The sequence below is a fragment of the Polaromonas sp. UC242_47 genome, assembly GCF_044452385.1.
In the GTDB taxonomy this organism is placed as follows: Bacteria; Pseudomonadota; Gammaproteobacteria; order Burkholderiales; family Burkholderiaceae_C; genus Polaromonas.
In genome coordinates this window covers 731,120-751,352 of sequence record NZ_JBIOAO010000001.1, presented here as the reverse complement: position 1 = coordinate 751,352, position 20,233 = coordinate 731,120, and the positions used below count along the sequence as shown (strand labels likewise).

Annotated in this window: 18 protein-coding genes, 1 tRNA gene and 1 pseudogene; 4 read left to right on the top strand and 16 right to left on the bottom strand. The window is 58.5% G+C overall.

The window, feature by feature from the left end; genetic code table 11:
• Positions 1-82: 82 nt before the first annotated feature.
• The 3 genes and pseudogenes from ACHMXK_RS03685 to ACHMXK_RS03675 all read left to right on the top strand — a co-directional run bounded on the left by ACHMXK_RS03685 (position 83) and on the right by ACHMXK_RS03675 (position 2,858).
• Complete coding sequence (locus tag ACHMXK_RS03685; protein WP_397437786.1) at positions 83-751, top strand: site-2 protease family protein; 669 nt, start codon at positions 83-85, stop codon at positions 749-751.
• Positions 751-2,071, top strand: a pseudogene (locus ACHMXK_RS03680) (tryptophan--tRNA ligase). Before ACHMXK_RS03685 ends, ACHMXK_RS03680 begins: the two are co-directional and overlap by 1 nt.
• Before the next feature lie 202 nt (positions 2,072-2,273).
• Positions 2,274-2,858: a LuxR C-terminal-related transcriptional regulator gene (locus tag ACHMXK_RS03675; protein ID WP_397437784.1), complete on the top strand. Its 585-nt coding sequence runs from the start codon at positions 2,274-2,276 to the stop codon at positions 2,856-2,858.
• Here the strand turns inward: ACHMXK_RS03675 and ACHMXK_RS03670 are convergent.
• From ACHMXK_RS03670 to ACHMXK_RS03655, 4 genes are all read right to left on the bottom strand, one after another.
• Complete coding sequence (locus ACHMXK_RS03670; protein WP_397437782.1) at positions 2,855-4,258, bottom strand: sensor histidine kinase; 1,404 nt, start codon at positions 4,256-4,258, stop codon at positions 2,855-2,857. The two genes, ACHMXK_RS03675 and ACHMXK_RS03670, sit on opposite strands and share 4 nt — an antisense overlap.
• A 337-nt stretch (positions 4,259-4,595) precedes the next feature.
• The gene (locus ACHMXK_RS03665; protein ID WP_397437781.1) at positions 4,596-5,585 is read right to left on the bottom strand and encodes a Bug family tripartite tricarboxylate transporter substrate binding protein; all 990 of its coding nucleotides are present in this window, start codon (positions 5,583-5,585) and stop codon (positions 4,596-4,598) included.
• Between the two features lie 267 nt (positions 5,586-5,852).
• The gene (locus ACHMXK_RS03660) at positions 5,853-7,055 is read right to left on the bottom strand and encodes a CaiB/BaiF CoA transferase family protein (protein WP_397437779.1); all 1,203 of its coding nucleotides are present in this window, start codon (positions 7,053-7,055) and stop codon (positions 5,853-5,855) included.
• Positions 7,056-7,072: 17 nt separating this feature from the next.
• A complete protein-coding gene (locus ACHMXK_RS03655) occupies positions 7,073-8,224 on the bottom strand; it encodes an acyl-CoA dehydrogenase family protein (protein ID WP_397437776.1) in 1,152 nt (383 codons plus the stop codon).
• Positions 8,225-8,320: 96 nt separating this feature from the next.
• Here ACHMXK_RS03655 and ACHMXK_RS03650 point away from each other — a divergent pair, with 96 nt between their 5' ends.
• Positions 8,321-9,223, top strand: coding sequence for a LysR family transcriptional regulator (locus ACHMXK_RS03650; protein WP_397437774.1), 903 nt, complete (start codon positions 8,321-8,323; stop codon positions 9,221-9,223).
• A 550-nt stretch (positions 9,224-9,773) separates the two neighbouring features.
• Here the strand turns inward: ACHMXK_RS03650 and ACHMXK_RS03645 are convergent.
• The 12 genes from ACHMXK_RS03645 to ACHMXK_RS03590 all read right to left on the bottom strand — a co-directional run bounded on the left by ACHMXK_RS03645 (position 9,774) and on the right by ACHMXK_RS03590 (position 20,191).
• Positions 9,774-10,457 (bottom strand): GntR family transcriptional regulator, encoded by a 684-nt coding sequence (locus tag ACHMXK_RS03645; RefSeq protein ID WP_397437772.1) that lies wholly within the window; start codon positions 10,455-10,457, stop codon positions 9,774-9,776.
• Positions 10,458-10,715: 258 nt separating this feature from the next.
• The gene (locus ACHMXK_RS03640; RefSeq protein ID WP_397437770.1) at positions 10,716-11,498 is read right to left on the bottom strand and encodes a class II aldolase/adducin family protein; all 783 of its coding nucleotides are present in this window, start codon (positions 11,496-11,498) and stop codon (positions 10,716-10,718) included.
• 339 nt (positions 11,499-11,837) lie between these two features.
• On the bottom strand, positions 11,838-12,845 hold the full coding sequence (gene ltaE / locus ACHMXK_RS03635; RefSeq protein ID WP_397437768.1) for a low-specificity L-threonine aldolase: 1,008 nt from the start codon (positions 12,843-12,845) through the stop codon (positions 11,838-11,840).
• 10 nt (positions 12,846-12,855) lie between these two features.
• Positions 12,856-13,038: a hypothetical protein gene (locus ACHMXK_RS03630; RefSeq protein ID WP_397437766.1), complete on the bottom strand. Its 183-nt coding sequence runs from the start codon at positions 13,036-13,038 to the stop codon at positions 12,856-12,858.
• Positions 13,035-13,844: a Bug family tripartite tricarboxylate transporter substrate binding protein gene (locus ACHMXK_RS03625; protein WP_397437764.1), complete on the bottom strand. Its 810-nt coding sequence runs from the start codon at positions 13,842-13,844 to the stop codon at positions 13,035-13,037. The genes ACHMXK_RS03630 and ACHMXK_RS03625 overlap by 4 nt, the downstream gene beginning before the upstream one ends.
• Positions 13,845-13,949: 105 nt before the next feature.
• Positions 13,950-14,930: a D-2-hydroxyacid dehydrogenase gene (locus tag ACHMXK_RS03620; RefSeq protein WP_397437762.1), complete on the bottom strand. Its 981-nt coding sequence runs from the start codon at positions 14,928-14,930 to the stop codon at positions 13,950-13,952.
• A 202-nt stretch (positions 14,931-15,132) separates the two neighbouring features.
• Positions 15,133-15,483 (bottom strand): RidA family protein, encoded by a 351-nt coding sequence (locus ACHMXK_RS03615; protein WP_397437760.1) that lies wholly within the window; start codon positions 15,481-15,483, stop codon positions 15,133-15,135.
• Positions 15,484-16,289: 806 nt separating this feature from the next.
• Positions 16,290-16,377, bottom strand: a tRNA-Ser gene (locus tag ACHMXK_RS03610).
• 38 nt (positions 16,378-16,415) lie between these two features.
• Positions 16,416-17,750 carry a serine--tRNA ligase gene (gene serS / locus ACHMXK_RS03605; protein ID WP_397437758.1) on the bottom strand — a complete coding sequence of 445 codons (1,335 nt, stop codon included), beginning with the start codon at positions 17,748-17,750 and terminating at the stop codon, positions 16,416-16,418.
• A 42-nt stretch (positions 17,751-17,792) separates the two neighbouring features.
• Positions 17,793-18,737, bottom strand: a complete 945-nt coding sequence (locus ACHMXK_RS03600; protein WP_397437756.1) for a threonine/serine dehydratase — start codon at positions 18,735-18,737, stop codon at positions 17,793-17,795.
• Entirely contained in the window at positions 18,738-19,721 is a 984-nt protein-coding gene (gene ispH, locus ACHMXK_RS03595; protein WP_397437754.1) for a 4-hydroxy-3-methylbut-2-enyl diphosphate reductase, read from the bottom strand. It abuts the gene before it with no gap.
• The gene (locus ACHMXK_RS03590; protein ID WP_397437752.1) at positions 19,718-20,191 is read right to left on the bottom strand and encodes a peptidylprolyl isomerase; all 474 of its coding nucleotides are present in this window, start codon (positions 20,189-20,191) and stop codon (positions 19,718-19,720) included. Before ACHMXK_RS03590 ends, ispH begins: the two co-directional genes overlap by 4 nt.
• Between the last annotated feature and the right edge of the window lie 42 nt (positions 20,192-20,233).

The window sequence follows — 20,233 nt, the reverse complement described above, 5'->3', positions numbered from 1 at the left end:
GCGCAGCGCCCCCTAGTGGGGCAGAGAGCTACGCGCAGCGAGCGAACGTGGGGGCTCACCATCCAATGAGACAATTGCCCGCATGGACATTGCCAATCTGATTCAAACCGTCGCCATTTACGCCTTGCCGGTGTTATTTGCCATCACCGTGCACGAAGCAGCGCATGGTTATGTGGCCCGCCACTTCGGTGACAACACCGCCTGGATGCTGGGCCGCGTCACGCTCAACCCGATCAAACACATTGACCCGCTGGGCACCATCCTGATGCCACTGCTGCTGTATTTCGCAACTTCGGGCGCGTTTCTCTTCGGTTATGCCAAACCGGTGCCGGTGCAGTTTGGCAATTTGCGCAACCCAAAACGCGACATGATCTGGGTCGCGCTGGCCGGTCCGGCCGCCAACCTGATCCAGGCGCTGCTGTGGGGCATCCTGTTCTACCTGTTGCAGGGCGCAAGCATCAGCGAGCCGTTTTTTATCAAGATGTGCCAGGCCGGCATCCTGGTCAACGTCGTGATGATGGTGTTCAACCTCTTTCCCCTGCCGCCGCTGGATGGCGGCCGCATCGTGGTCGGATTGCTGCCTTACAAGGCGGCGCTGACTTTTTCGCGCATAGAGCCCTGGGGCTTTTTTGTGGTGATGGCGCTGGTGATTTCCGGAATCATCAGCAACCTCTGGATGCGCCCGCTGATGGCGCTGACTTATTCCCTTCTTGATATGGTGTTGACGCCCCTGGCCATGCTGGTTCGATGATGACAAACAAACCCAACAACGCGCCTATGCGCTTTCTCACCGGTATCACCACCACCGGCACGCCCCATTTGGGCAACTACGTCGGCTCGATTCGGCCTTCGGTGGCCGCCAGCCGCGGCGCGGGGGTCGAGAGTTTTTATTTTCTGGCCGACTACCACGCGCTCATCAAATGTGACGAGCCGGCCCGCATCCAGCGCTCCACCTTGGAGATCGCCGCCAGCTGGCTGGCCGCCGGGCTGGACCCGGAACGCGTGACTTTTTACCGCCAGTCGGACGTGCCGGAAATCCCCGAACTCACCTGGCTGCTGACCTGCGTGACCGCCAAGGGGGTGCTCAACCGCGCCCATGCCTACAAGGCATCGGTCGACAAAAACACCGCCGCCGGCAACGACCCGGACGCCGATGTCAGCGCCGGCCTGTTCATGTACCCGGTGCTGATGGGCGCCGACATCCTGATGTTCAAGGCGCACCAGGTGCCGGTCGGGCGCGACCAGATCCAGCACATTGAAATGGCGCGCGACATGGCGCAGCGCTTCAACCATTTGTACGGCGAGCACTTTGTGCTGCCGCAAGCGCTGATCGAAGAGTCCGTGGCCCTGCTGCCCGGCCTGGACGGGCGCAAGATGAGCAAGAGTTATGACAACACCATTCCCCTGTTCACGCCGCGCGAGCAGCTGAAAAAACTCATCGCCGGCATCGTGACCGACTCGCGCGCACCGGGCGAGCCCGAAAGAGGTGGAAGGCTCGGCGCTGTTCCAGATTTACCAGGCTTTTGCCAGTGCGCAGGAAACCGCCGTGCTGCGCCAGGCTTACAGCGAAGGCATTGGCTGGGGCGACGCCAAACAACGGTTGTTCGAGCGGATTGACCAGGAAGTCGCCCCCATGCGAGCCCACTACCAGGCCTTGATGCAAGATCCGGCAAAAATCGAGGCCACCCTGCTAGCCGGCGCCGAGAAGGCACGCCAGCTGGCGAGCCCCTTCATCCGGGAGTTGCGCCAGGCCGTGGGTTTGCGCAACCTGGGCAGCCAGGCCGCGACTGCCCCCAAAGGCAAAGCCGCCAAAACCGCCTTGCCGGTGTTCAAGCAATACCGCGAGGCCGATGGCCAGTTCCACTTCAAACTGGTCGATGCCCAGGGCCAACTGCTGTTGCAAAGCCAGGGGTTTGCCTCGCCCAAAGATGTCGGGCAGGCGATTGCCCTGCTGCAAACACAGGGCGCCGCCGCGCTCCCGGCGCTGGAGAACAAGCTGCAGGCCGTGGACGGCGTGACACCGGACGCGGTGGCATCGGCCCTGCAGCAGTTGATCGCGGCCAGCGCCTGAAGGCCCGGGGAATGCCGCGCGGGGCCTTTTTTGGCGCCGGCGTCGGCCGTTTTTGTGAGCGTCAGGACAGGGGCACAATTCCTAAAACTGTGAAATAGTCCTGACATTTATATTTTTGGAGTCCTCGTCAATTTGGCATTCAAGAGGTATGCTTACTTTTCGCCCAAAAACTGACAATTTTTCACGTCTTTGAGACTGCCCCATGCATATCTTCGTCATAGATGACCATCCATTGATGCGGGAAGCCGTGGTGATGCTGCTTCGTCGCCAGTACAGCAAAGCCTCCGTCATTGAGCTGGACCGGCTGGGTGCGATGGGTCCGGCGGTGGAACAACATGGCATCCCGGATTTTGTCTGCCTGGACCTCAAGCTGCCGGACACCCATGGCGTGTCGGGCGTACGCGAGTTGCGCCAGCAATACCCCGAGGTGCCGATTGCGGTACTGTCAGCCGCACCGGCACTGGACTTCCAGGAGTTGTCGCTGGAAGCCGGCGCCGACATTTATATTGAAAAATCGGCGGGCGCCACCGAAATTGCGAAAGTCCTGAAAAACTTCCTGGACGACGGCTCCGACGCAGAAGCCAGCGCAGAACCCGAAAAGTTGTCAAAACGCCAGCGCCAGTTGCTGGTCATGCTGGACAAAGGCATGAGCAACCGCGACATTGCCACCGAACTGCAGATCAGCGAACACACGGTCAAAGTGCATTTGTGGCGCCTGTTTCGCCGGCTCAACGTGAAAAGCCGTTCACAAGCCAGCCATCTCGCCCGCACGCAAGGCCTGCTCTAAGCGTCTTCCAGAGCAGGCGCATCCAGCCGAAAAACCGTGCCCCGACCCGGCCGCGAACGCACGCTCAGACGGCAATTCAGCGCCTCGCACAGCCGAGACACCACGGCCAGACCCAGCCCAAAACTTTCTTCCGTGCCGTTGTGCAAGGCCACCCGGTAAAATTCCTGAAAAATCGCCTGCTGATGCTCGGGCGCAATTCCGACACCGGTGTCCCATACCTCGATGGCCGGGCCGGCCGGCCCCTGGCGCAAAGCGAGCAAGACGCCGCCGCGCTCGGTATGGCGTATCGCATTGGACAACAGGTTGCCGATCAGACGCTTGAGCAGTTCGGGATCTGAGAGCAGTTCCGCCGGCACCACACGCTGGCGCAAGACCAGCCCCTTTTCCTGAGCCAGCGGGGCGTATTGCAGCGCCATCTCGTTCACCAGCGCGGCCAGATCGACGCGTTGCCATTTCACCTCAATCACGTTGGCGTCCAGCTTGGCCAGGTCAAACAGCGAATTGAACAAGGCATTGACCGCCTGCGTCGCCTGCACAATTTTGGGTGCAAGCTGCGTGACCATCTCGGGTTCGGACCGCAGCCAGTCGGCATACAGGCTCAAGGCATGCACCGGCTGGCGCAAATCGTGGGCCGCACTGGCAATGAAACGATTCTTGCTCTCCACCGCCTCCAGCGCCGTGCGGGTTTGCTCGGTCAGCGAAGCGATCAAGGCCGTATTGGCAAACTGCAGCTCCAGCGTTTTTCGCTGGCCCTGGTGGAAGCGCCTGCCGGCTGTGCGTACAGCGGCCCAATAAATCAGCACCAGCAGGACCAGGCCGTAAGTCGTTCCCGTCCCAAGAAAGGGCTGCTCTTTCACCACGCTGTAGGCCACCGCCGCCAGTGCGCTGCCAACCAGCCCATTGACATAAGCGGTGAAGCAGCGCCAGGAGGCCGAAAACGCCCCCGTCGCATAACCCGCCATGCCGACCAGAACGATCAGGCAGATGAACTGGTCGTACACCGGCGCTTTGCGAAAGTAGAGAAACATGGAGCCGCCCCAGAGCATGGCACTCACGGTCCAGGTCCAGCCATAACGCGACAGAAAGGCCCGCAACTGCGCCCCTGCGCCGGCGGTGCCACGCGCATTCGCGTAATCACGGTAATACAGGCTGATCACCCGGTAACGCACCAGCGTCATCAACACCACGGCCAGGGCCCAGCCCAGCAACGCCGTCTGGTTGACGTCGTGGTAAAGAATGGCCACGATCACCGGCAGAACCAGGGACACCATGTGCAGCGCCGGCCGGGCATTACGCATGAAGTTGTGCATCAGTTGCACATCCACCCACTCATCACGCGCCGCCATATCGGTCACAAGCTGCGGACTGTCATCGTGTGCGGGCAATGCAGCGGAGTTCATACGTTCAGAGTTTAATGCTCATGCGCGCCGCCCACCCCCGCATCAACCCTGCGAAGCCGCTACGCAGACGCAAAAAAGCCCCGGCGGGCGGGGCTTTGAGGAGCTTTCCGGGACACGGTGAGGTGTTCGGCAACCAGTTTTGGCGGAGAGGGTGATCAACGCATTGATCACACATGCCCATACATTGCCCCGGGAGCGCGACAACTTTTTGACCTGGAATCGGGGCGACGAGAGGTCGTGTCAGCCAAGGCCAGCTTTAGCCTCTGGTCAAAATTCAATGGGCACATGTGAGCAATAGTCAATCGGCGCCGACACCAGAGCAGACGGATACCTGCCCTTACTCGGACTTCAGGCCTGCGGCCTTGACCACTTTCTCCCACTTAGCGAAGTCGTCACGAATGAAGGTCTTAAACTCGGCGGGAGGCATGGTCCATGGTTCATAAGCCATCTTACGGATGGTCTCCAGCATTTCTGGTTTATTTGCCGCCTTGACGGTTGCTTCGTAGATAAGCTCGACCAGGGCGGGTGGCATTTGAGCTGGTGCGACGATTCCGAACCACAGATCGCTACCCGCCTCTTCAAAACCAGGGTAACCGGCTTCGCGCAAAGTCGGAACGTCGGGCATAAATGTGCTGCGTTTGGCAGCCAGGATAGCCAACGGATGGATTCGTCCGCTTTTAAGCTGAGGAATCACCGTGACAGGGATGTCGAACATGGACGAAACGTTGCCTGCCATAACGTCCTGCAGTGCCGGAGCGCTGCCTCTGTAGGGGATGTGCGCCAAAGGCGCGCCAGTCAACATTTTCAGCAGTCCACCAGCCAGGTGATTGGTTGCACCGTTGCCACCGGAGGCGTACGTTGCCGCCGCAGGGTTGGCCTTCGCCCATGCCACAAACTCTTTCACGTTGCGTGCCGGCACCTTGTCGTTGACGATCAGCACATTGGCGTAGGAAACGAGGGGCGTGATCGGGGTAAGGTCGGTCAGCGGGTTATACGGATGCTTGGCCATCACATGCGGATTGATGCCGGTAGTGCCGGTGTGCGCCAAGCCTAGCGTATAGCCATCGGGAGCAGACTTGGCTACCGCGTCAATGCCAATGGCACCGCCGGCACCCGTGCGGTTGTCGACGATGACTGGCTGACCAATGGCGTCTGCAAAGTTCCGTGCGAATGCACGCGCGAGCACATCGGCCGGTCCGCCTGCCGCGAAGGGAACAATGAGGCGAACTGGCTTTTGGGGCCAGGGCGTCTGTGCCATTGTGACCAAGGGCACGGCAAGCGCCGCGAGAAGGAGGGCAGCGAGCCGCAACGGTTTCGTTGATTTCATGATTTAGTCTCCAGGGATAAAAGGTGATGAGATCGATCCAGATTCGCTGTCCGCCCGTGAGGTAGGGAGGCTTCTCGCCAGGGAGGCTGAGGTGACTTGGTAATTTAGTGCTGCGCTCCCACGACGCGCATGGGTGCACGCCAAGTGCTGCAGGCTGCGGACATCGGCCTGCAGCACATGGCGACATGGCCCCAGATGTCTGGTGTATCGCCTCTGACGGACCTGAGTTATCCTCCATCGCTCTTTGATCAACATAGGGAATCTGCCTCAGGTACGGCAAACCGCGGCGCCGCTGGCCAGCAGCTTCGCCACGTCCTCTGTCGAATAACCGAACTCGGCCAACACCTCTTGTGTGTTCTCGCCCAGATCCGGCGCGTGGTAGCGGTTCTCGGGCTCGGACTCCGACCACTCGGTAGGAATGGCCGTGGTGTAGATATCTCCTTGGGTTGGATGTGTGACCCTGCGGATGAAGCCTGTGGACGCCACATGCTCATCAACAAGAATGTCATCAATGCTGTACATACGCGCGGCCGGCAGGTCGGCTTTCTCGAACAAGGTCAGCCAGTCGGCAGTGCTACGCGTCTTGATGATGTCGCTGAGGTAACCGTACACGTAGTCGATGTTGACCAACCGCTGATTCTGGCTCTGAAAGCGCCCATCGTCCTTGAAAACTTCGGACTTGCCAATGGCGTCGAAAAAGCTGCGCCAGTGCTTGTCGTTATAGATCAACGTGCAGATGTAGCCATCGCTAGTCTGGTAAGGACGACGGTCATGCGCAAGGCTACGTTGATAACCCGCGGGCCCCTCGGAAGGAATAAATTGGCGACCAGCCAGATGTTCTCCCAGCACGACGGACAGCAGGCCTTCGAACATCGGCACATCCACGCGCTGCCCGTTGCCAGTTCGCCCACGGTAAACCAGCGCGCTCGTCACGGCCGTGCACAGCTGCAGACCCGCCATCCGATCGACCAGCACCATGGGTGCGTAGCGCGGCTTCTCACCGCCAGCTTCCCGTGACAACCAAGGAATGCCGACCATCCCCTGGATCAAGTCGTCGTAGGCCGGCTTGGCAGCATATGGGCCCTGCTGGCTAAAACCGTAGGCCCCAGCATAAATCAGCTTCGGGTTGATGGCATGCAGTGCCTCGTACCCCAGACCCAAACGGTCCATCGCTTGGGGTCGAATGTTGTAGACCAGCACGTCCACATCCTTCACCATGCGCAGCAGCACAGCCAAGGCTTCAGGCTGCTTGAGGTCCAGCACAACGGAACGCTTGTTTCGGTTAATCGAAAGAAAGAAATGTCCCATGTCCGGGTTTCGCATGGGGCCGGACTTGCGCATCACGTCGCCGGTGGGCGGTTCGATCTTGATCACGTCCGCGCCATAGTCAGCCAGCACGGAGCTCGCATACGGCCCCATGACAACGCTGGTCAAGTCCAGCACCCGGATGCCGCTCAGAGGGCCGCTCACTTAATTGCTCCAGGCAGTCATGCGCCGTATTCGCGCATCAGTTCGCGCGCCGTGATTATCTGCATGATCTGGCTCGTTCCTTCGTAGATGCGCAGCAACCGAACGTCGCGGTAAAGGCGCTCGATCGCGTACTCCTTGATGTATCCAGCGCCACCGTGGAGCTGTAGCATGCGGTCGGCAATGCGCCCCGCGGCCTCCGTTGCAAAATACTTGCAGCAGGCCGCTTCCTTGGTGCACGGTTTGCCTGCGTCTTTGTCGCGGGCCGCTCGCTCGACCATGGCGCGGGCCGCATAGGTTTCGGCCTGGCTGTCCGCCAACATGGCTTGGATCAACTGGAAACTGGCGATCGGTTTGCCGAACTGCTTTCGCTCGGATGCATAGCGAACACCTTCATCCAGTAGGCGCTGGCAGAGACCGGTGGCCACGGCCGCCATGTGCAAGCGCGCATGATCCAGCGATTTCATCGCGTTCTTGAAACCAGTGCCTTCGACACCAAGCAAGGCGTTCGCCGGAACACGCACATTTTCAAAAATGACATCGGATTCGTGCGACCCCGCAAAACCCATCTTTTTATATGGTTTGCCCACGGTCAGACCGGGCGTGTCACGATCGACTAAAAAGGCCGAGATGCCATTGGAGCCCGCTTCCTTGGGTGCCGTTCGAGCAAAGACGGTGAACACGCCTGCATGGATGGCGTTGGTGATGAACCGCTTGGTACCGTTGATCACGTAAAAGTCACCATCACGCACCGCCTTGGTTGTGAGCGATGCGGAGTCAGATCCAGAATCCGGCTCAGTCAAGGCAAAAGAAGCCATCATCTGACCCGTAGCCAACTTGGGCAAATACTTGCGCTTTTGTTCTTCCGAGCCATAGTTGATGATGCCCAAGGTACCCACGCCGTTGGTGGTTCCGAAATAGGAGCGAAAGGCAGGCTGTGCGTAACACACCTCGAAAACCAGGCGTGCTTCTTCATACATACTGAGGCCCAAACCGCCATACTCCTCAGGCACGGTCATGCCGAACAACCCGAGATCCTTGAGGCCAGCTACGACATGCGCCGGAATTTCATTGGTTTCTTCGACGATGGTTTCTGCAGGCAGCAACACCTCATGGGCAAAGCGACGAACCGCCTCGACAAGCATTTCAAGGGTTTCTTCGCGCTCGGTCATTTGTTGCTCCTAAATCGTTGGTTGACACCCCACTTTATGGATCTCAGCCATATCAGTCCAATACGATATTTAGCATTTAGTGATACTCTTTTGTTAATGAATCTTCGTCAAATCTATCAATTCATCGCCGTGGCTGAAGCACTTAACTTCCGCAAGGCTGCAGAGCGACTGCACATGGCACAACCACCTTTGTCCGTATCGATCAAGCGCCTCGAAGAGGATCTTGATTGCCCACTATTTTTTCGCGAGCGCCGCGGGCTGCGGCTGACTCCCGCAGGCGAAGCAATACTTTCCCACGCCAGACAGATCTCCTTTCATTCTGGTGAGTTGCGAAAATCTGCGGCGAATGCATCGGGCGGCCTTGCCGGCGTCCTGCGCATCGGCTTCGTGGGCTCAACAACCTACACACTTTTTCCACGCGCGCTGCCGCAGTTTCGCAAGCGTTATCCGCGCGTCTCGCTCGACCTGCGCGAGCGCACGACGACACAGATCCTCCGAGAAATAGAAAGCGGTGAGCTTGATCTCGGATTTGTACGCTACCCGGTGAGCGAGGCCACGAGAGCCAACCTGCTACCGGTCGAGCACGACCAGCTGGTAGCCGTGCTTCCCGTCAACAGTCCGCTGGCCAGAAAGAAACGACTCAAGCTCATCGATTTGGCGCAGGAGCCATTCATCATGTATTCGTCGGTGTCAGCGTTAAACCTACGCGGTCAAGTCATCAGCGCTTGCCAAGCAGAGGGATTCACACCCACCGTGGCACAAGAGGCCGTGCAAGTGCAAACCATTATCAGTCTGGTGGAAAGCGGCATGGGCGTAGCGCTGGTCCCATCTGTCAGCCAAGCACAAGCATCAACTGGCGTTGTCTTTCGCCCACTATTGGGCGCGACCAAGCAACTAGACGTTGCCATCGCTGTAGCAACACACCCTGACACAGAACCCCCCGCAGCAACGCGCTTCAGGAATTTGCTTGTCGAACTTGAAGCCACATCGAAAACCTGATCCATGCGCAAGTGATGAACGCCAACCATCAGGGGCTCTAAGGTAAGCGGCCAAGCACGGCACCCTTGACGAAGTGGCCGCCGGCGGCGCCAGGGTCGCAGCAGCCAGAGGTGCGGCAGCAGCTGGTCGATTCGACTGTTCGGATACGCAGGCCGTCGGGGCAGCACGCCTTGGAGGTAAGCATGTTGAATGCCGTCAAAATCTGACCCACGCAAGCCCTACCTGGCTAGTTTTTAAAGAGTGAACCCAAGTACGCAAGGCGGATCAGCTCAAGCAAGCGCTATCCCTACGCAGAAGAGCTGGCCACTTGGCTAGGAAGCTAGGCAAAAAAATCGCGGAAACAGCGGCACACTTTGAGGCAGATCCACACAACTCAACCTAAAAAGGAAGAAGTTCAAGAACTTATCCGCATCGTGAGCACCTTCTGCTCACAAAGAGTGTCGATCAAGATTTGATGGAAAGATTCGGTCAGGCTTCAGCGCAACTCAACAGCCTGATGGCATGGTAGAGATAAGAATTGGAAGTCAGCTATGGCACACAGGGCAAAAATTCAGGCGCCAGAAGATTGGTTCATGTAGATCTGTGCATAGCCTTCCTTGAGCGCCGAAGATATCTGGTCGAGGCGACGATTGATATGCTTGCTCAGAATGGGAATGCAGAGTTCCGGATCTCGGGCTTTCAGCCCGAGCAGGATCTCACGATGATCATTTTGGCTCACCAGACGGTCGCAACGCTCCATGTCGATCCAACGCACGAACCGGATACGCACATTGATGTTCAGGAGCACTCTCATCATTTCGGCATTGCCCGACATCTTCATCAGGCGTTCATGAAATGTTTCGTCGAGCTTCACCAACTCGGCCACCGATCGATCTCCCGGCTCGGGTCCGGTCTGGTCTAGGAATGAAAGGAGGGCATCGATATCCTCGTCCTTGGCTCGCTCCAAGGATAAGCGGAGGGCCTCCACCTCGACCACCTTGCGCAACTCATAAAGTGAAAACACTTCGTTGACATCAAGATTTCTGCAATAGAAGCCCTTGCCGGGAACTAAGCTCAGCAGGCCTTCCGAATAAAGCCGAATTAGGGCCTCACGCAGCGGCGTTCGACTAACACCGAGCGAGCGAGCGAGGGTGCCCTCATTAAGCCGTTCGCCCGGTTTGAAGGTGTAGTCGATGCTCATCGACTTCAATTTGTCGTATACCTGTTCGACGACGCTATCCGATGGCTCACTCACATAACACCTTGTGTTTCTTTATAGACCGGCACCGGCTTTCATCGGGAGCTACCCGGCTGGCAAGCTGGTCTAGCCGGTGACACTTAAGCAGCCGTTGAGGCAATGCTCGCTACACCTACCGTGTAGAAGAGAATTTTATCCGAGTTTCAGTCGACTGAAGAGCATACGATACCGTGTACCGGTCTCCATGCAAGTGTCACACGCCCCTTTAAGCCCGTTCAATTCTATATACGACCGCGCTTCATGCCGCAAGGCATCTCAGCAGTTGTAGTCGCCACCGTCACGGTCGAGCAGGCGCAGCAATGCTGTCCACTCGCGATCAAGATGCACTGTATCCAGATAGGCGTAATCGTCATGCTGCTTGGCGGCATGTTCGCACACAGCGGTCGACGGAAGAATGTATTTCTGGCCCATCGACAACGTCTGCACCTGGATCTCGCAAGCTCGATTGAGATAAAACATCCGAGTGAAGGCTTCGGCCACTGAGCGTCCCGCAGTCAACAAACCATGATTGCGGAGTATGAGGTAATGCGCATCTCCCATGGAGCGAACTATCCGTTCGCGCTCATCAAGGTCTAGCGAAATCCCCTCGTAGTCGTGGTAAGCCAAGCGGTTGAAGAACTGCATGCTGATCTGGTTAAGTGGCAGGAGTCCGCATTCCAGGGCAGCCACTGCCATGCCGGCGTTCGTGTGCAGGTGCACCACACATTCCACATCCGTTCGACTTTGATGCAGTGCGCTGTGGATGGTGAAGCCAGCAGCGTTCACTTCAAAACGGTCATCGTCGATAGGATTTCCATTTGTGTCGATCTTGACGAGGCTGGATGCCGTGATCTCATCGAAGAACCAACCATGAGGGTTGATCAGAAACTGGTCGTGACGACCTGGCACACGCACCGATATATGTGTATATATAAGGTCAGTCAGCGCAAACTTTGCAGCCAATCGATAGGCCGCAGCCAATTGAACACGAACGTTCCATTCCTCCTCGGAGATATTGCGCGGCTTCCGGTTGCGATGGGGGTCGGTGCTGGAAATCATGATTGGTCTTTACTCTCAAGTTTGGGTGAACACCACACTCCAACGAAAGAACCGCATTGGTGCTTTCAGTGGAATTTGGTGTGTACAAATATCAATTTACTGAAAAATACAAAAAACCAAATCTGCATTCATATAAGAATAAGAATGCAGACTCTGGAGACTTCTACTACTTATGACATTCACATCTTTTAGGAATTAAATTCCATAACGATCTGATTCTCGCCTTCAGTTTCACTTCGAACGTCCCAAACCTACATAGCCGTATCCTGGATATCAGAAATCGCGAAATGGGCGTCGAGTGGGATTGGCAAGCCGCTGAAAGTCTCAAGACCATCTTGGTTAGAAAAAATCCTCGAACGCAGCGATCACGCGTAACACGTTGTCGCGTGACACATCAAGGTGGGTGACCATCCGCATGCGCGACGAAACACGCGCCACGATGCCGCGACTGAGCAACCAAGCTGACAGGTCGGCGCACCGCTCGATGGGGATGTCGACATAGACCATGTTCGTCTGAGGCTCCTGCACTTTGATGCCTCGGATTGCGGACAATCTCTCAGCTAAAAGCGCCGCGTTCGCGTGGTCATCCGCCAACCGATCCACATGGTGTTCGAGTCCATAGAGCCCCGCAGCTGCGAGCGACCCCGCCTGGCGCATGCCGCCACCGAGCATCTTGCGCCAACGGGTCGCACGCAGGATAAAGTTGCCGCTACCGCACAGAACCGAGCCCACCGGCGCGCCCAATCCTTTGGACAAGCAAACAGACACGCTGTCAAAGCCCTGCATGACGGTGGCGGGGGCGACGCCCAACTTGACAGCTGCGTTGCACGCGCGGGCACCGTCCAGATGGGTCGCCAATCCACGCTCGTGCGCACGGGTGGTGACCTCGCGCAGATAATCGAGTCCCAGCACCCGGCCGCTGATGGTGTTCTCCAGTGCAAGCAGGCGTGTACGCGCAAAGTGGTTGTCCAAAGGCTTGATCGCTGCCAAGATATCCGCTATCGCAAGGCTACCGTCAGGCTGATTCTGCAGCGGCTGCGGCTGTATGCTGCCTAACACCGCCGCGCCGCCGCCCTCGAATTTGTAGGCATGCGCATCCTGGCCAACCACGTACTCGTCGCCGCGCTCACAATGTGTGATCAAGGCGATCAGATTACTTTGTGTGCCTGAGGGGACGAACAACGCCGCCTCAAAGCCGAACATGCTTGCAGCGTATTGCTGCAGTCGGTTAACGCTCGGATCATCACCATAGTCGTCGTCACCCACCTCGGCCGCGTGCATAGCCGAGAGCATGGCTGCGCCAGGTCGGGTGACAGTATCGCTGCGCAGATCGATGGTTTGGGTCATGATCTAAGGCTCACTCGCCTTTGATCTTGGCGATCTTTGCCACCTTGGCCCACTTGGCAGTTTCGAAGGCGATATAGTTACCAAACTCTTCCGGCGAACCACCGACACTTTCGGATCCGGTCTTGACCAAGACCTCGCTCACCTCGGGCAACTTCAGGATCCGGTTGATCTCCATATTGAGCTTGAGGATCACCGGTTTTGGGGTATTTGCCGGTACCAGCACCCCCCCCAAGAGACAGCCTCAAAGCTGGGCATACCGAGTTCAGAGACTGTCGGCACTCCAGGCATGCTGGCGAGACGGCTCTTGGTGCCTATGGCAATGACTTTGAGCCGACCGCTCTTCACATGCGGCAAGGCGGAGGCACCTGTGGTGAACATGGCATTGAGATGCCCGCCAATCATGTCCTGCAACGACAGGCCATCACCCTTGTAGCTGATACGCTCCATCTTGATCTTTGCATTCATCATGAAAAGCTCCATCGCGAAATGTCCGGCCGTGCCTGTACCGCCGGTGCCATACGACAACGAGCCGGGTGCAGCCTTCGCCTTGGCGATCAGGTCTTCCACCGAATTGATACCTGAAGCGGCGTTGACTACCAGCATCAACGGCACCAAGTTTGTCAGCGTGACCGGCGCAAAGTCCTTCACAGAGTCGTACGGCAGCTTGTAGATGCTGGGGTTGATCGCATTCGGCCCCACGTTACCCATCAACAGCGTGTAGCCATCGGCTGGCGCCTTTGCCACGTGGTTCAATGCGATGATTCCGTTGGCCCCGGGCCGATTGTCAACCACCACGGGCTGTTTCAGCGACTCACCGAGTTTCAGCGCGATGATGCGGGCGACGACATCAGATGCCCCGCCCGGTGGGTATGGCACCACAAACTGGATAGACTTATTTGGGTAGTCCTGCGCTAGAGCAGAAACTGCCGCAGCGAACATGAGGATGAGCGCGCCCAAAAGGCGCGAAGGTGACAAGCCGAAACCAGAGTTAAATTTCATCGATTTTTCCAAGGCGCCTGCAGCGCCAAAAGGTTGATACGGAATGACAAAAAAATGCGGCGATACGACCCCGTCCTCTCTCGCCGCCGGCCAGGTTTGCGGGCCTTAGACGAAGCCGTTCTTCAGCGTGCTGTCTCCGCGCCACTGACGATCCAGGTTTTCCAGCAGCAGGTCGATCACGTTGTCTTCGTATTTCTGCGTTTCACCCGCCGTGTGCGGCGTGATGAACAGGTTGGGCATGCACCAAAGCGGCGAGGACTCCGGCAGTGGCTCTTCCCACACACAATCGATGGCGGCTCCCGCGATGCGCCCCAACTGCAGGGCCTCGCTCAGAGCGGGTTCATTCACCACCCGCCCTCGCGCCACATTGACCAGATAGGCAGAAGGCTTCATCGCCGCAAACGCTTTAGCATCAATCAGGTTTTCGGTTGAGGGATTCAGCGGACAGGTGAGTGCGACGAAGTCGGCTTGCGGCAGCACTTCAAGCAGGCGCGATTGCGGCACCGCCACGTCGGCGGCTTCGGCGCCCGCGGTCGGGTCGCGCTTGACGGCAATGACGTGCATATCGAAGGCCTTTGCCAGCTTGGCCAAGCGCGAACCGATGCGACCCATGCCTACGATGACGAGCGTCTTTCCACCGAGTTCATCCTCGCGCTGTGGGATTTCGGAGATCAGGCCACGCCATTTGCGGGCGATCTGGTTGTCTCGCGCCATCGGCAGCTTGCGCACGATGGCCAGGATCAGTGCGATTGCGTGTTCGGCAACGGCACGTTCATTGGAACCCTGGGCACTCGCCACACGCACTCCCGCGCCACCCAACATCTCGCGAGAGTACTGGTCGGTGCCAGCACTGATTGACTGAATGAAGGCCAGCTTCTTTGCGGACTCGATGAGTTCGTTGCGCCAAAAGCCCGACACCGACAACACATCCGCATCACCGATGCGTGCCTTGAGTTCGTCGAGGCTGCGAACCTCGAATGACTTGATGCCGGTGTTGCGCAACGCAAAGCGCTCCTGCATCCGATAGGCGGGGTGAGCGAAGCAGATCGTCAGCTGATCTTTGGGCGGAAGTTTGCGGATTGTCATTTCTAAGGAGTCCTTGTGAATAAGGCGCGATCAGTACTGAGGACTGTCGCTGCCCGGTAAATTCCGTATGTAGATCTCTGCGCTTAGCGATCCTTGATCGCTGCGCCCTTCATCTAGTCCGGCGTATCGAGTCGGGTTCGCCGAAACGCAATGGACACGTCCGAACGGAACGTCGGTGATATCTTTGGCTTGCGCCATGAGCCTAGACGGCGGCAGTGACGACGATCTCGACGCGCAACGCCGGATCGGCCAGTTCGACCTTGCCGCAGCAACGCGTCGGCGTTTTCCCTGGCACGACCCAAGCGTCCCAAATGGCGTTCATGCCGTCGAAATCATCCATCGTGCTGAGCCAGATCTGCGCACTCAATAAGCGCGATTTATCGGTGCCCGCGCGCGCCAGCATGTCGTCAACCTTGGCCAACGCCTGTCGCGTCTGCTCGGCAATCGATGCAGCCTTGTCATCAGCCACTTGGCCGGCGAGGTAGACCGTGCCAGCGTGGACAACAGCGCGACTTCGCCGGGCATTCTGATCGATGCGGATGATGTCATTCATATGGAGATCCTGTCATGCAGAAATTGATAAAAAATTCTTCTTAGTGGCCGAGGAGTGCGTGAATCCACAGAATACGTACTAATGAATGCACCTGTATTCTGAGAAATATTTCAAACAACATCAGCAAATGAAATACAACTATAGATCAATATCCTGTATTCATAAAGGTATTTTACTAGATACTCCCCCGAGAAAACCCTGAAACTTCGCATCCACAAGGGCCAATGGCGTGGCAAAACGGGACGGGGATTGCAAGAATTGGTACCGCCAAAGCTTCCAGTCTCACTGGTTGTGAAAAGCGTCGCTCACCCGTGCGGGGACGAATTCGGAGTGGGTCAAGCGATCTAGGCCCAAGCGGAACTCGAAAGTGGACAAAATTAGGCGCTGCGGCAGACTCGTGATGGCCGAGCTACTTTTTTGCTTGCAACGGGAGTCGAAGGCCACGAACAGCATCGTGTCGTTGGCCGGACGAAATAGTCGTCCCTATGTCAGCGAATTGTCGCTGGACCTCTTGACCGAAGAACTCCAGTCGAGGCATCCCACGTTGTCTCGGTGGGCCAACAGCACCCTAAAGACCGCAATGGCAGTTTACGTAGCGTGTCCGCGTGGTCGGCCAGGCTGGGTTCCTGCGCTTGTTCCAAAAATACAAAAACCGCCAAAACGCCGCTGACTCTTGCAGCGTGAGGTACCAGATCGCCCCATAGCTATCGCGATAGCAGTTGTGGTTAGAACTATGGGCTGAAAAACAAAAAAGCCACCCAAAGGTGGCTTTTTTTATTCTAAATCAATGACTTAGAAATTTTTACTGGCGGAAAGGGTGGGATTCGAACCCACGGTACCTTGCGGTACGCCTGATTTCGAGTCAGGTACATTCGGCCACTCTGCCACCTTTCCTGATTCAAGCCTGCAATTCTAACAGGCTGGCCAACGCATTATTTTACCGATTGGGCCAACACCGTGATCCCGCCCATATAAGACTGCAGCACCTCGGGCACGATCACCGAACCATCGGCCTGCTGGTAGTTCTCTAGCACCGCGACCAAGGTCCTACCCACTGCAAGGCCGGAGCCGTTGAGGGTGTGCACAAACTCGTTTTTGCCTTGGGCATTTTTGAAACGGGCCTGCAGGCGGCGGGCCTGGAAGGCTTCGCAGTTGGAGACCGAGCTGATCTCGCGGTAGGCGTTCTGGCCTGGCAACCAGACCTCCAGGTCATAGGTTTTGCTGGCGCCAAAACCCATGTCACCGGTGCACAGCAACATCACGCGATAAGGCAGGCCGAGTTTTTGCAAAATCGTTTCGGCGTGGCCTGTCATGGCTTCGAGGGCGTCGTAGCTGTGCTCGGGATGCACGATTTGCACCATCTCGACCTTGTCGAACTGGTGCTGGCGGATCATGCCGCGGGTGTCGCGGCCGTAGCTGCCGGCCTCCGACCGGAAACACGGGGTGTGCGCGGTGAACTTCAGCGGCAACTCGGCCTCGGCCACGATCTCGTCGCGCATGAAATTGGTCAGCGGCACTTCCGAGGTCGGGATCAGGTACAGCGCGGCGTTCTCGGCCTCGCCTTCCTGACCGCCTTTTTTGGCGGCAAACAGGTCTTCTTCAAACTTGGGCAACTGGCCGGTGCCGCGCAGCGAGTCGGCGTTGACGATGTAAGGCACATAACACTCGGTGTAGCCGTGTTCCTGCGTCTGCACGTCCAGCATGAACTGGGACAAGGCCCGGTGCAGGCGCGCCAGCGAACCTTTCATCACGGTAAAACGTGAACCGGTCAGCTTGCTGCCGAGTTCAAAGTCCAGCCCCAGCGGCTGGCCGACATCCACATGGTCTTTGGCTTCAAACGCCGGCGCCGCGGGTGTGCCGCCAACGCCTTGTGCCGGGCTCCATTTGCGCACCTCGACATTGCCGGCCTCGCCTGCGCCTGGCGGCACCGTGTCATGCGGCAGGTTGGGCACGGCCAGCAGCAGCGCCTGCATCTCGCTCTGGATCACATCCAGGCGCAAGGCGCAGCTCTCCAGCTCGGCCTTGAAGGCGGTGACCTGCGCCATCACAGGCGCGGCGTCTTCGCCCTTGGCCTTGAGCTGGCCGATTTGTTTGGACAGGGTGTTGCGCTGGTTTTGCAGCTCTTCGGTGCGGATTTGCTGCGTCTTGCGCTCGGCCTCCAGCGCCTGGAAAGCCTCCACGTTCAGAAAGGCTTGCGGATTTTTGCGCGTTTGCAGGCGCGCAATCACCGAGGGGAGGTCTTTTCGGAGCAGATTGATGTCTAACATGCGCCGATTTTAATGGAGCGCCCGCCGCCCCATCCCAAAAACTCAGGCCAAGGTGGCCGGGTCCAGGTTGGCGCCGCAGATGATGAGGCAGACTTTTTCATCGGCACGCGGCACATAAACGCCGCTGTGCAGCGCCGCCAGCGGCAGCGCGGCGGCCGGTTCGACGGCCAGTTTCAGCTCCTTCCACAGCCAGAGTTGCGCCGCACGGATAGCCTCATCGCTGAGCAGCAGCGCATCCTGCACATGGGCTTGCGTCGCGGTCCAGGCCAGTGCGCCTATACGTTTGGCGCCCAGCGAATCGGCGGCGATGCCGGCCACGCTCACATCGACCGGCTGGCCGGCTTCACGGGCCTTGAACAAGGTCGGCGCCAGTTCCGGCTCCAGCGCCACCACACGCGCCCGGCGTTCAAACCAATGGGCCATACCGCCAATCAAGCCACCACCACCAACGCTGACCAGCACGGCATCCGGCAAACTGGCCTGCTCTTCGATTTCAAGCGCCAGGGTGCCGGCACCGGCCAGCACTTCGGGCTGGTCGTAGGCATGGGTCAACAAGGCACCGGTTTCCTGCTGGCGCGCCAGACAGGCTTGCAACGCCTCGGCATAGGTCGCACCCGTCACCACCACCTGCGCGCCCAGTGCCGCGAGGCGGGCACGTTTGGCGGGGGACGAGACTTCGGGCACAAACACTTCGCAATGCACACCGAGTTCACGCGCCGCTGCGGCGGTGGCAATGCCGGCGTTGCCGCCCGACGCCACAATCACGCCGCTGGCCGGAATCGGATTCGACAACAGGCGGTTCAACATACCGCGCGCCTTGAAACTGCCGCCGGTCTGGAAATGCTCGAGCTTGAGCCAGACTTCGGCACAGGCCACGCCCAACGCGCGGCCGGGCAGCTTCCACACCGGAGTTTGATGAATAAAGTGGCTGTAGTCCTTTAGGAACGTGCGCTGACAGCTCTCAATTTGATAGCGATCGCTACTCATTCAAGAATCCGCGTGCAAGTCGCTGCCGATCGCGTCCAGCGCGGGGCCGTCCATGCGCAGCCCCTTGGGCAGCGGGAACTTGATGGTTTCCTCAATGCCGGGCATCTTGCGCACCGACACAGCGCCCAGCGCCTTGATGCGGTCTATCACCTGCTTGACCAGGATTTCCGGTGCCGAGGCACCGGCCGTCAGGCCCACGCGGCTTTTGCCTTCGAACCAGGCGGGCTGCAACTCGCTGGCGTCGTCGACCATGTAGGACTCGGTGCCCAGCTTGACCGCCAGCTCGCGCAGACGGTTGCTGTTGGAGCTGGTCGGGCTGCCCACCACGATCAGAATATCCACCTGCGGGCTCATCACCTTGACCGCGTCCTGGCGGTTTTGGGTGGCGTAACAAATGTCCTGTTGTTTGGGCTCGCGCACCTTGGGGAAACGCGCCTTGACGGCGGCGCTGATCTCGGCCGCGTCGTCCACACTCAAGGTGGTCTGTGTCACCACCGCCAGCTTGTCGGTCTGCGTGGGGCTGATACGCGCCACGTCGGCCACGTCTTCCACCAGATGGATGCCGCTGTCGAGCTGGCCCATGGTGCCTTCGACTTCCGGGTGGCCCTTGTGGCCGATCATGATGAACTCGTAACCTTCCTTGTTCAGCTTGGCGACCTCGACGTGCACCTTGGTCACCAGCGGGCAGGTGGCGTCAAAAATCTGGAAGCCGCGCGCCTCGGCCTCGCGCTCCGTGGCCTTGCTGACGCCGTGGGCGCTGAACACCAGGGTGGCGCCGGGCGGCACATCGTTCAGGTCTTCGATAAAAATCGCGCCCTTGTCCTTGAGCTCGTTCACCACATAGGTGTTGTGCACAATTTCGTGGCGCACATAAATCGGCGCGCCGAACTTGGCCAACGCACGTTCGACAATTTCAATCGCCCGGTCCACGCCGGCGCAAAAGCCGCGCGGCTCGGCGAGGAGGATTTCCTGGGGGGAGCTCATAAGACACCAATCACTTGGACTTCAAACACCACCGGCTGGCCGGCTAAGGGATGGTTGAAGTCAAACTGCACCGCGTCGCCGGTGTCCTTGACCTGCTGCACCGCGCCGGCGTATTGGCCCATGCCGTCCGGCGTCGGAAACTGCACCACGTCGCCGACATTGTATTTTTCATGGGGGTCGCCCAGCTCATTGAGCAGCTTGCGCGCCACCCACTGCAGCAAGTCGGGGTTGCGCTCGCCAAAAGCTTCGCCGGCGGCCAGCTCGAAACTGGTACGTGTGCCTTCCGGCAGCCCCAGCAGGCGCTGCTCGATGGCCGGCGACAACTCGCCCGTGCCCAGGCTCAGGGTGGCCGGTTTGCCGGCAAAGGTGTTGATGATGTCGGCGCCGTCCGGGCCGGCCATGCGGTAATGCAGGGTCAGAAAAGAACCTGGCTGAATCAGGACGGGCGCGGGGGTTTGCACAATAGACATAGGACTTTCGGCGATCAGCACGTTGGGCTGACGGATATTGTT